The organism is Catellatospora coxensis, assembly GCF_016862635.1.
In the GTDB taxonomy this organism is placed as follows: Bacteria; Actinomycetota; Actinomycetes; order Mycobacteriales; family Micromonosporaceae; genus Catellatospora; species Catellatospora coxensis.
This window is the reverse complement of the sequence record NZ_BONI01000006.1, coordinates 188,720-199,657: the sequence shown is the minus strand read 5'-3', so window position 1 is coordinate 199,657 and position 10,938 is coordinate 188,720. Positions and strand designations below refer to the sequence as shown.

At 73.9% G+C, this 10,938-nt stretch carries 11 protein-coding genes; 5 read left to right on the top strand and 6 right to left on the bottom strand.

The window, feature by feature from the left end; genetic code table 11:
* The 4 genes from Cco03nite_RS05580 to Cco03nite_RS05565 form a co-directional block, all read left to right on the top strand.
* A partial coding sequence (locus Cco03nite_RS05580; protein WP_308440652.1) for an ABC transporter ATP-binding protein occupies window positions 1–1,007 on the top strand: 1,007 nt, incomplete at its 5' end.
* A 58-nt stretch (window positions 1,008–1,065) separates the two neighbouring features.
* Window positions 1,066–2,112 carry an ABC transporter ATP-binding protein gene (locus Cco03nite_RS05575; RefSeq protein ID WP_203689109.1) on the top strand — a complete coding sequence of 349 codons (1,047 nt, stop codon included), beginning with the start codon at window positions 1,066–1,068 and terminating at the stop codon, window positions 2,110–2,112.
* 74 nt (window positions 2,113–2,186) lie between these two features.
* Window positions 2,187–2,690 (top strand): GNAT family N-acetyltransferase, encoded by a 504-nt coding sequence (locus Cco03nite_RS05570; protein ID WP_203689107.1) that lies wholly within the window; start codon window positions 2,187–2,189, stop codon window positions 2,688–2,690.
* Complete coding sequence (locus tag Cco03nite_RS05565) at window positions 2,687–3,160, top strand: HAD domain-containing protein (RefSeq protein ID WP_203689105.1); 474 nt, start codon at window positions 2,687–2,689, stop codon at window positions 3,158–3,160. Before Cco03nite_RS05570 ends, Cco03nite_RS05565 begins: the two co-directional genes overlap by 4 nt.
* A gap of 42 nt (window positions 3,161–3,202) precedes the next feature.
* On the opposite strand, the gene Cco03nite_RS05560 is transcribed toward Cco03nite_RS05565, so the two are convergent.
* The 6 genes from Cco03nite_RS05560 to Cco03nite_RS05535 all read right to left on the bottom strand — a co-directional run bounded on the left by Cco03nite_RS05560 (window position 3,203) and on the right by Cco03nite_RS05535 (window position 9,789).
* Entirely contained in the window at window positions 3,203–3,634 is a 432-nt protein-coding gene (locus Cco03nite_RS05560) for a hypothetical protein (RefSeq protein WP_203689102.1), read from the bottom strand.
* Between the two features lie 147 nt (window positions 3,635–3,781).
* Window positions 3,782–4,804 carry an aspartate-semialdehyde dehydrogenase gene (locus Cco03nite_RS05555; RefSeq protein WP_203689100.1) on the bottom strand — a complete coding sequence of 341 codons (1,023 nt, stop codon included), beginning with the start codon at window positions 4,802–4,804 and terminating at the stop codon, window positions 3,782–3,784.
* A 114-nt stretch (window positions 4,805–4,918) separates the two neighbouring features.
* Window positions 4,919–5,782, bottom strand: coding sequence for an EamA family transporter (locus Cco03nite_RS05550; protein WP_203689093.1), 864 nt, complete (start codon window positions 5,780–5,782; stop codon window positions 4,919–4,921).
* Window position 5,783: 1 nt separating this feature from the next.
* Complete coding sequence (locus tag Cco03nite_RS05545) at window positions 5,784–6,722, bottom strand: alkaline phosphatase family protein (protein WP_203689090.1); 939 nt, start codon at window positions 6,720–6,722, stop codon at window positions 5,784–5,786.
* 86 nt (window positions 6,723–6,808) lie between these two features.
* A complete protein-coding gene (locus tag Cco03nite_RS05540; RefSeq protein ID WP_203689082.1) occupies window positions 6,809–8,428 on the bottom strand; it encodes a glycoside hydrolase family 13 protein in 1,620 nt (539 codons plus the stop codon).
* A gap of 257 nt (window positions 8,429–8,685) precedes the next feature.
* Entirely contained in the window at window positions 8,686–9,789 is a 1,104-nt protein-coding gene (locus Cco03nite_RS05535; RefSeq protein WP_203689080.1) for a P1 family peptidase, read from the bottom strand.
* A gap of 73 nt (window positions 9,790–9,862) precedes the next feature.
* Here Cco03nite_RS05535 and Cco03nite_RS05530 point away from each other — a divergent pair, with 73 nt between their 5' ends.
* Entirely contained in the window at window positions 9,863–10,927 is a 1,065-nt protein-coding gene (locus Cco03nite_RS05530; RefSeq protein ID WP_203689078.1) for a histone deacetylase family protein, read from the top strand.
* Window positions 10,928–10,938 lie beyond the last annotated feature (11 nt).

Sequence of the window (10,938 nt, the reverse complement as noted above, 5' to 3'; positions counted from 1 at the left end):
TGGTGCGGGTTCCGCAGGCGCGGGCCGGTGGCGGCCCGGCGAGCCTGCTGGAGATCAGGGATCTGCGGGTGTCGTATCGCGACCGTGGCGTGCCGCTGCCCGCGGTGCGCGGCGTGGATCTCACGCTCGGCGCGGGGCAGACGCTGGGGCTGGCCGGGGAGTCCGGCTGCGGCAAGTCGACGCTGGCGAGCGCGCTGCTGCGGCTGCTGCCGGGCACCGCCGAGGTGTCCGGGGAGATCCTGCTCAACGGCAGCGACGTGCTGAAGATGAGCTGGGGCCAGCTGCGCGCGGTGCGCTGGAACGAGGCGTCGATCGTGTTCCAGGGCGCGATGCACGCGCTCAACCCGGTGCGCGCCATCGGCCGGCAGATCGCCGAGGCGATCCTGCTGCACGCCCCGAAGTCGTCCGCGGCCACCGCGCGCAAGCAGGTCGGCGAGCTGCTGGAGCAGGTGGGCGTGCCCGCGTGGCGGGGTGAGTCGTACCCGCACGAGCTGTCCGGCGGGCAGAAGCAGCGCGTCATGATCGCCATGGCGCTGGCCTGCTCACCCCAGCTGATCATCGCGGACGAGCCGACCACCGCACTCGACGTGATGGTGCAGGCCCAGGTGCTGACCCTGCTCAAGCAGCTGGTCCAGGAGCGGGGCGTCGGCCTGATCCTGATCAGCCATGACCTGTCGGTGCTCGCGTCGACCTGCGACCGCGTCGCCGTGATGTACGCGGGCCGGGTCGTCGAGCAGGGACCGGGGCACCGGCTGTTCGCCGACGCCGCCCACCCGTACGCCCAGGCGCTGGCCGCGGCGTTCCCGGTGATCGGGGACATGGCCTCGCGCCGGGCGCCCCGAGGTCTGCCCGGCGACCCGCCGGACCCGCGCGAGCTGGGCGAGGGCTGCGCCTTCGCACCTCGGTGCCCGGTCGCGCTGCCCGAATGCGTACAGCACGACATCGCACTGCGCCCAGTGGACGCCGACCGCAGCGCGGCCTGCGTACACGTGGGGGTGGCGGCATGAGCGACCGTCTGTCGCGACAGAGCCGAGCGCAGGGTGACGAGCGTAGCGAGGAGCGGGCATGAGCGAGATCTCGGTGCATCCGGTGCTGGAGGCGCGGAACCTGCACGTCGGGTTCGGTGGCCGGGGCAGGGGCATCCCGCCCGTGCGGGCGGTGGACGGGGTGGAGCTGTCTGTCGACAAGGGACAGATCGTCGCGCTGGCCGGGGAGTCGGGCAGCGGCAAGACTACGCTGGCCCGGACCCTGCTCGGCCTGCAGCGGCCGTACCGGGGTGAGGTGCTGCACCACGGCAGGCCGCTGGACTACCGCGGCAAAGGGCTCAAGGCGCTGCGGCGCAGGGTGCAGCTGGTGCTGCAGGATCCGACGGGTGCGCTCAACCCGCGCCGCACCGTGTACGAGGCCGTCGCTGAAGGGCTGCGCATCCACCAGGTGCCCGGTGACGAGCGCGCGCTGGTCGCCAGGGCGCTGTCGCAGGCCGGGCTGCGGCCCGCGGAGCGTTTCTTCGGGCGGTATCCGCACGAGCTGTCCGGCGGGCAGCGCCAGCGCGTCGTCATCGCGGGCGCGCTGGTGCTGGAACCCGAGCTGATCATCGCGGACGAGCCGGTGGCGTCCCTGGACGCGTCGGTGCGCGGCGAGATCCTCGCGCTGCTGCTGTCGCTGCGGGACGAGCTGGGCCTGTCGGTGCTGGTCGTCACGCACGACCTCGGCCTGGCCTGGAACATCGCGGACCGGCTGGCGGTGATGTACCTCGGGCGCATCGTGGAGGTCGGGCGGACCGAGCAGGTGCTGGCCGCGCCGAAGCACCCGTACACGGCGGCGCTGCTGTCGGTGCTGCCGGAGGCTTCGGGGCGTACCCCCGTGATCTTGTCGGGCGAGTCGCCGGACCCGTCGCGGATCCCGGCCGGCTGCCGTTTCCACCCGCGCTGCCCGGCACTGGCCGGCGGCCTCGCCCAGCGGGCGGGCATCGCCGACCGCTGCGTCGGCGAGCCGCTGCCGGTGCTGCCGCTGCACGGCCCGCACGCCGCCGCCTGCCTGCTGTCGGGCCACGTCGGCGACGGCATCGCCGGCGCCGCCGCCGGCTCCCCCACCGGCCTCCACACCCCCTGACCATCCAGATCCGGCACCGCTCCGAAATCGCACGACGCGAGCGCGGCGGCTGCCTTATCGTCGGCCTTTCGGCGATGTCGGAGGGGCAAGTGGACGGGTATCGGGTGCGGTCCGCGAGCGAGGACGACTGGCCGTTGCTGGAGGCGCTGGAGGGGGCGGCTGATCGCGTCTTCGAGCCGATCGGATTCGGGCCGCTGCCGCCGGCCGCCCCGGCCGCCTCCTATGCCGACGCGGACTGCGTGCTGGTCGTGGGCGATCCGCCGGTGGGCTTCGCCCGGCTCGGGCTGGTCGACGGGACGGCCTACCTGGAGCAGTTGTCCGTGCATCCCGACCAGGCCGGGCAAGGCGTCGGCACTGCTCTGCTGGCGGCGGCGTGCGCGTGGGCGCAGGCCGCAGGCCATCGCGAGCTGACCCTGACCACCTACGCCGAGATCCCGTGGAACGGCCCGTTCTACGCCCGCCGCGGCTTCCGCCCGGTCGCCGAACCCGGCCCGCAGATGCGGGAGCTGCGCCTGCACGAGGTCGAGCTGGGCCTGGACGCGCTGGGGCCGCGCGTGGTGATGAGCCGGGCGCTGTGAGCCCGGAGGCGCTCGCGCTGATCGACGTCGACGGGGTGCTCAACCCGCACGGCTCGGCCGCCTGCCCGGCCGGGTACACCGAGCACGAGCTGTTCCCCGGGGAGCTGGTCCGGGTCCGGCCCGAGCACGGGCCGATGCTGCTGCGGCTGGCCGCGCGGTACACCCTGGTCTGGGCCACGTACTGGGAGGACGAGGCGAACCGGCTGCTCGCGCCGCTGCTGGGGCTGCCGCGGCTGCCGGTGATCCCGTGCGCGGGGCCGCCCGGCAGCGGGCAGGACAAGCTGATCGGGATCGCGCCCTGGGTCGCCGACCGGCCCGTGGTGTGGTTCGACGACCTGCACAGCGCGGCCGCCCACGAGTGGGCCGTGAGCCGGAGCGCGCCGACCCGGCTGATCCACGTCGACCCCGTCGGCGGCCTGACCGACGTCCACATCGATCAGGCACTGATGCGCGCGCGCGAGCGCTCCTGAGGGCCGGTGGCGAGCGGGCACAGCAGCACCGGTTCAGGCCGGTCAGCTGGCGAGCGACGCCACGATGACGATTCCGGCGGTCGCGGCGAACGGGGCGCCGGCCATCCAGCCGATGACGAGTCCGACGCCGTTGGCTCCGTCGCGGCGTACGGTCCGGGTGATGCCGAGGGCGACGATGAAGGCGGCGAGCAGCAGCTGGGCGGCGACGCCGCCGACGGCGAAGACCGGGCCCGGGTCGTCGGTCAGGATCGCCGGGAGCAGCGGCAGCGTCACGGCCAGGCCGTGTCCGGCCAGCGCGGTGCCGATGCCGGAGCGCACCCGCTGTACGCGGCGCGGGCCGCGCCCGGCGGCCGGCGGCTCGAAGGCGTCGGCACGGTTCGGGAAGGCCGGGGCGGCGAGCGGTGGGGCGGCGAGCGGCGGGGTGGCCGGCGGCGGGACGGCGAGCGCGGGAGCCCGGTAGGGATTGGGGGTCACCTGTTCATTGCACCAACCCGGCGGCCGTGCGGCCCTTTGCCCCACGAGGTCTTCACAGCATCCACACGACCTGCGCCGTCGGGGGGTGCGCGTTAAGAAGGGCACCTTCTTCAACGCGGAGCGTTGTGAAGGTGCCCTTCCTTTGCTTCAGAAGTCGGTGAGGAGGAGTTCGGCGATCTGGATCGCGTTGAGGGCGGCGCCCTTGCGGAGGTTGTCGCTGGAGCAGAAGAGGGCCAGTCCGTGCGGGGCCGTCTCGTCGCGGCGGATGCGGCCGACGTAGGTCGGGTCCTGGCCGGCGGCCTGCAGCGGGGTGGGCACGTCCGCCAGGATCACGCCGGGGGCGTGCGCGAGCAGCTCGCGGGCGCGCTCGGGGCTGATCGGGTTGGCGAAGCGGGCGTTGAGCTGCAGCGAGTGCCCGGTGAAGACCGGCACCCGGACGCAGGTGCCGGAGACCGGCAGCCCCGGGATGTCGAGGATCTTGCGGGTCTCGTTGCGGAGCTTCTGCTCCTCGTCGGTCTCGTCGGAGCCGTCGGCGACGATCGAGCCCGCGAGCGGGAGCACGTTGAACGCGATCGGGTGCGCGTACACCTTCGGCTCCGGGTAGGCGACGCCCCGGCCGTCGTGGGCGAGCGCGCGGGCCTCGGCGACCACGGCGGTGGCCTGCTCGTGCAGCTCCTCGACGCCGGTCAGGCCGGTGCCGGAGACGGCCTGGTAGGTGCTGGCGATCAGCCCGGTCAGCGTGGCCTCGTCGTGCAGCGGGCGCAGCACCGGCATCGCGGCCATGGTGGTGCAGTTCGGGTTCGCGATGATGCCCTTGGGGCGTACCTTGGCGGCCTGCGGGTTGACCTCGGCGACGACCAGCGGCACGTCCGGGTCCAGCCGCCAGCCGGACGAGTTGTCGATGACGACCGCGCCCGCGGCGGCGACCTTCGGCGCGAGCGCCAGCGAGGTCGTCTTGCCGGCCGAGAACAGCACGATGTCGAGCCCCGCGTAGTCGGCGGTGGCCGCGTCCTCGACGGTGACCTCGCCGTCGCCCCAGGGCAGGGTGCGCCCCGCGGACCGGGACGAGGCGAACAGCCGCAGCTCGTCGACGGGGAACTTGCGCTCAGCGAGCACCCGGCGCATGACGCCGCCGACCTGGCCCGTGGCTCCGACAATGCCGATTCTCATAAGCACAGGTTACTCAGAACGTTGATCTACCAGGCGCGCCGTCCCGTCATCCGGGCTGTGTCGGTCCGTGACGAGCGGCACGTCAGGCCCGGTCGACGCCCGGCGGCGGGGTGGTCAGCCGCGGCCCAGGGTGACGCCGATCGCGCCGACGACGACGCCGAGGGCGGCGAGCAGCCGCCGCCACATGTCGCGCTCACCCAGGAACCGCGCCCCGAGGAACACCACCAGCAGCACGCTGACCTCGCGCAGCGGCGCGACCACGGTCACCGGGGCCATCGTCATCGCGGTCAGCGCCAGCATGTACGCCCCCGGCGAGCAGACCGCGGTGCCGAACACCTCGCGCCGGTGCTCGCGCCACACCTGCCCGACCTTCGCCCGGTGCCGGATCAGCCACGGGGCCAGCAGCAGTGCCCGGCCCGTGTCGCCGCCCCAGTTGACCAGGATCGGCGAGAGCGCGGCGACCGCGACCGCGTTGCGGTCCCACAGGGTGTACGCGGCGATGAAGACGCCCGTCGCCAGCGCGTACAGGATCGGGGCCCGGCGTTTGAGGGCGTCGGGGGAGGGCTTGCCGATCAGGGCGACGCTGACCGACAGCGCGAGCGTGCCCGCCCAGCCGAGCAGGCCGGGGTCCTCGTCGAAGAACGGCACCGCGACGGCGCAGATCAGCACCGGACCCAGGCCCCGGGCGACGGGATACACCACGGACAGGTCACCGACCGCGTAGCCGCGCTGCAGCAGCAGGTAGTACCCGGTGTGCAGCAGCGCCGCGCCGCCGAGCAGCACCAGGCTGCCCCAGCCGAGCGTGTCCCACCCGGTGACCAGCGCCCAGATGCCGAACGGGGCCCAGATCAGCGCGGCGACCACTGACCACACCGCGACGAAGACCGTGCCCGCGACGGCGGCCCGCTTGGACAGCAGGTTCCACGTCGCGTGGCACAGCACCGACGCGGCCACCAGGGCGAACGCGGTGAGTGACATATCAGGCCACCGAGGCGGACTCGAAGGCGGCCGCAGCCTCGGCGTCCGGCGCGGCCCCGGCGGCGGGTCCGTGCCCGGCGACCGGTTCCCGGCCCGCGGTCGGCGGGATGGTCGGCCGCTCGGGGACGAGCGAGGTCCCGGCGAGGTGGCTCTCGCCGATCAGGGGCTGGCCGAGCACCGCCAGCACGGTCGGGGCGACCGATACGTGGCTGACGTCGGTGGGCGGGGCGGTGCCGACGCCCGCGCCGCAGGCGGCCAGCCAGGCGGAACGCTCCCAGCGGCTACGGCCGCCGTGGCCGCCCTCGGCACGGTGCCCGTGGTCGGTGACGACGAGGACCGTCCAGCTCTCGTCGGTGTGCCGGGGGCGGGCCCGGACGGCGCCGAGGACCTGGCCGAGGCGGCGGTCGGCGCGCTCGATCGCCGCCGTGTACTCCGCTCCGGTGCCCAGCTCGTGCGCCACCTCGTCGGGCTCGCCCAGGTAGACGAACGAGGCGTGGAACGTGCCCTGGCCCAGTGCCCGCGCGGCGGCGTCGGCGACGTGCTGGTCGGCCGCGTCGTGGCCGAGCGTGTGCCCGTCGGCGAAGGTGAGCAGGCTGGGCGAGGCGAACATCGGGCCGCCGTACGCCGTGGTGACCAGCGGGGCCCAGCTCGCCCCGACGAACGTGGTGAAGCCGCGGCGTTTGGCCGTGGTGAACACGTCGGGGAAGGCGTCGAGGCGGTGGCCCGTGAAGACGTTGCCGTAGATGCCGTGCACCCGCGGCCACAGCCCGGTCGCGACCGACGCCCAGGTCGGCCCGGACAGGGTGGGCGCGTCGGTGCTCAGCTCGAACTCGGCCAGCCACCCTTCGCGCTCGATCGCGTCCAGGTGGGGGGTGTGCGCCGCGCGGGCGGTGTCCAGCCGGACCCCGTCGATGCCGACGACCAGGATGTGTGCGCTCATGCGGTGGCTCCAGGGTGTTCAGGGCATGGTCGTTGACCTGCCCGCCGCGGGTGGGCGGGCAGGTGGTCAGGGACGTCCGGGCAGGATCAGGCGACGCGCATCCAGACGGCGCCGTTCGGGGCGACCTTCAGGTCCTCCAGCGGGTCGCTGGTGAGCAGCAGGTACTCGTAGGGCGGCAGCTCGGCGGGGGTGCCGCTCAGGTTGACCAGGCAGGCGAAACCGTCGCCGCGCTGGAAGTGCAGCACGCCGTCCGGGGCGGGCAGCCACTGCATCGGGCCGTCGCCGAGGTCCGGCTCGGTGCGGCGCAGGTGCAGGGCTCGGCGGTACAGCTCCAGCATCGAGCGCCGGTCCCCGGTCTGCGCCGCGGCGGACAGCCGAGCCCAGCTCGCCGGTTGCGGCAGCCACGGTTCGGCGGGGGCGCCGTCCGGGCTGAAGCCGTACGGCTTGGCGTCGCCCGACCAGGGCAGCGGCACTCGGCACCCGTCGCGGCCCCGGTCGGTGAACCCGGAACGCAGCCAGCGCGGGTCCTGCAGCAGCTCGTCGGGGATGTCCTCGACCTCCGGCAACCCGAGCTCCTCGCCCTGGTACACGTAGGCCGAGCCCGGCAGGGCCAGCGTGAGCAGCGTGGCGGCACGGGCACGCCGGGTGCCGAGCGCCGGGTCGCTGGGCTCGACGTGCTTGGCGTCGTCGAACGAGTGCGCGGTGTGCTCCCGGCCGTAGCGGGTGGCGTGGCGTACCACGTCGTGGTTGGACAGCACCCAGGTCGCGGGAGCGCCGACCATGGCGTGGGTGGTCAGCGTCGTGTCGATGACGTCGCGGAACGCGGCCGCGTCCCAGGGGCAGGACAGGAACGGGAAGTTGAAGCCGGTGTGCAGCTCGTCGGGGCGCAGGTAGCGGGTGAACCGGTCGGGGTCGTCGTCCCACAGCTCGCCGACGAACACCCCGCGCTGCGGGTACGAGTCAGCGATCTTGCGCCATTCGCGGTAGATCTCGTGCACGCCCTCCTGGTCGCGCCAGGGCCGGATGACCTCCGGGCGCAGCGTCGCCACGTCGGGCAGGGCCGGGTCCTTGACCAGGTGGTCGGCGACGTCGATGCGGAACCCGTCGACGCCCCGGTCGAGCCAGAAGCGCAGCGTGGTCTGGAAGTCCTCGGGCACGGCCGGGTTGTCCCAGTTCCAGTCGGGCTGTTCGGGGGCGAACATGTGCAGGTACCACTCGCCGTCGGGGACCCGGGTCCAGGCCGGGCCGCCGAAGTGCGAACCCCAGTCGGTGGGCGGCAGCTCGCCGTGCTCGCCGCGACCGGGGCGGAACCAGAACAGCTCGCGCTCGGGCGAGCCGGGTCCGGCCGCGAGCGCCGCCTGGAACGCCGGATGCCGGTCGGAGCAGTGGTTGGGCACCACGTCGACGATGACCCGCAGGTGGTGCTGGTGGGCCTCGGTGATGAACAGCTCGGCCTCGGCCAGGGTGCCGAAGATCGGGTCGATGTCGCGGTAGTCGGCCACGTCGTAGCCGGCGTCGGCCATCGGGGAGACGTACCAGGGGCTCAGCCAGAGCGCGTCGACGCCGAGGTCGCGCAGGTACGGCAGGCGCTCGCGCAGGCCGGTGAGGTCGCCGAGGCCGTCGCCGTTCCCGTCGGCGAAGCTGCGCGGGTACACCTGGTAGATGACGGCGTCACGCCACCAGGGGTGTTCGTGTCGTGCGGACATGTCGTCTCCGATGGGCGAGTGCGGGTGGGTAGCCCGATGGTAACGCGATGGAAAACGTTTTCCATCGCGGTCGCTCACCCTACCGGGGCGCTTTACTCACGGTCAACGGTCGGGTCCACGGTCGATGATCCGTTTTCGTGGACGCTGGGTGTCGCTATAGCAGCATCCAGCGTCCACAAAAACGGATCATCGCCGCAGGCGGAACGGCGCACGGCTGCCGCGTGACCGCCGGCCGCGCCGGCCGGGCGCAAGGTCGGTCATGAGTGGCGGGCGAGGAGTGCGGCGACGCGGTCGACCGGGAGGCCTTCCGAAGAGTTGCCGCTGCGGCCGACCACGGTCGGGGCGTTGAGCAGGCTGTTCAGCACGCTCTCCTCCGTCGCCTCGACCACGGCGGCGAAGAACGGGTCGAGCTGGCGGCCCTGCAGCGGGATGACGGTCGAGGCCGTGCCGCGCGGGGCGCGCAGGCCGGTGGCCAGGGCCAGGAAGATCTCGCCGCTGGCGTGGTGCGCGGTGGAGCCGGTGCGGGCCAGGCCGAGCCCGGCGCGGCGGGCCAGCCGCCGGCAGCCCGCCGGATCGATCGGCGCGTCGGTGATCACGATGACGATGCAGGAGCCCGCCGGCGGGGCGGTCGGCGCGGGCGCGGGCGGCAGCAGCCGTCCGACCGGGACACCGGCCACCGTCAGGCGGCCCCGCTCGCCGAAGTTCGTCATCACGAGCACACCCAGGGTGTGACCCGACGGCAGCACCCGAGACGCGGTGCCGATGCCGCCCTTGAAGCCCAGGCAGCTCATACCGGTGCCCGAACCGACCGCGCCTTCGGCGGGCGCGGCGGTGGGCAGTCCGGCCGCGCGGTCGGCGGCGGCCGAGGCGGCGCTCGCCCGCGCGGCGTCCAGCGCGGCGGCCACGTCATCGCGGGTGACCTGCATGCGGCGGGACTCGGACAGGAAGCTGTCGTCGCATTCGGCCACCACCGGGATGACCACGTCGTCGTCGCCGATGCCCGGCTCGGACTCCATGAGCAGCTCGCAGGCCGCGTCGTACACCCGGCCGAGCTGCATCGAGGAGGTCAGGAAGATCGGCGTTTCGACCAGCCCCCACTCCTGCGCGGACATGAAGCCGGTGCATTCGCCCGCCCCGTTGAGGACCGCGCCGCCCGCCGGGATCGGCTCCCGGAACGCGTTGCCACCCGGATCGAGCACCGTCACCCCGGTGCGGGCGACGCCCCGCCCGGCCGGCGGCGGCTCCTCGTCGCGCCACACGGTGGTGTGGCCGACGCCCACGCCGGGCACGTCGAGGATGGAGCGGCTGGGGCCGCTGGGCAGCTCACCGATGGTGATGCCGAGGTCGTCAACACGAGGCATGGGCGCAGCCTAACTGAGTCTCGACTCAGTAACGATCCCCGTCGCGGGCCGCCTGCGCTGGCATCATGCCGGGATGGCGAAGCTGGACCTGCCCGTGGTGTGGAGCGACGACGTGCTGCGGCACGTGCCCGACGCGGAGATCTGGATCGGGGTACGCACTCCCGGCACGGAACTGCCGGAGCGGGCCACGGTGCTGCGCTCGGCGCTGGTGCGGGCCGGGGCGCGGCTGGTCGAGGCGCGACCGCTGGGCGACGAGCTGCTCGCCCAGGCGCACACCCCGGAACTGCTGGCGCACCTCGAAGGCGTCTACGGCCAGTGGGTCGACGGCGGCTACCTGGAGTACCAGAACCGGGTGGTGCCGTACGTCTTCCCGACCCCGGCGATGCTGGAGGGGCTGCCGGTGCGCCGGCCCACGGCCACGCACGCGCGGGCGGGGCAGTTCTGCTACGACACGATGACCCTGGTCGGGCCGGGCACCTGGCCCGCGGCACGGGCTGCCGCGCACGCCGCGGCGACCGCGGCCGACCTGGTCGCCGCAGGGGAGCGGGCGGCGTACGCCATCTGCCGCCCGCCGGGCCACCACGCCACCCGCGGCGGCTTCGGCGGCTCGTGCTACCTCAACAACGCCGCGGTCGCGGTGCTCGCGCTGCAGCGGGCGGGCGTGGGCCGGGTCGCCGTGGTCGATGTGGACGCCCACCACGGCAACGGCACCCAGTCGATCTTCTACGACCGCGCCGACGTGCTCTACACCTCCGTGCACGTGGACCCGGGCGAGGGCTGGTTCCCGCACTACGCGGGCTTCGCCGACGAGACCGGCACCGGCGCGGGCGAGGGCGCGAACCGCAACGTGCCGCTGGCCCCGGGCACCGGCGACGAGGGCTGGCTGGCCGGGGTACGCGAGCTGGTCGAGTTCATCGGCGACCGGGCCGACGCGGTGGTGCTGTCCCTGGGCGTGGACGCGGCCGAGGACGATCCGGAAAGCCCGCTGCGGGTGAGCGAGGACGGCTACGGCCGCACCGGTGAGCTGGTACGCGAGCTGGGCCTGCCCGTCGTCGCCGTGCATGAGGGCGGCTATCACCTGCCGACCCTGGGCCCGCTCACGGTGGCCACCCTGGCGGGCGTCACCGGAACCCGCTAACCTCATCGCGG